Consider the following 331-nt stretch of genomic DNA (forward strand, 5'->3'; position numbering starts at 1 on the left):
AGTTGAAGCGTGCCTGCAGCGATGGTCGTGCCGCCGGTATAAGTGTTGCTCGACGTAAGCGTTGTGGTGCCCGCGCCTGCCTGTGTGACCGAACCTGCACCGGAGACCGCGCCGGAAAACGTCGTGGCATCCGAGCGATTGAAGACGAGCGATCCGTTGTTGTTCACATCGCCGACAATGCTTCCCGATGTACCGCCATCGCCGAGTTGAAGCGTGCCTGCAGCGATGGTCGTGCCGCCGGTATAAGTGTTGCTCGACGTAAGCGTTGTGGTGCCCGCGCCTGCCTGTGTGACCGAACCTGCACCGGAGACCGCGCCGGAAAACGTCGTGG

General features: G+C 62.2%; 1 protein-coding gene. It reads right to left on the reverse strand.

Annotated features, from left to right (window positions below):
* On the reverse strand, positions 1–331 hold a 331-nt coding region (locus ACRXB1_RS37505; protein ID WP_449494952.1), incomplete at both ends, for an autotransporter-associated beta strand repeat-containing protein.

This window comes from Caballeronia sp. M23-90, assembly GCF_053574605.1.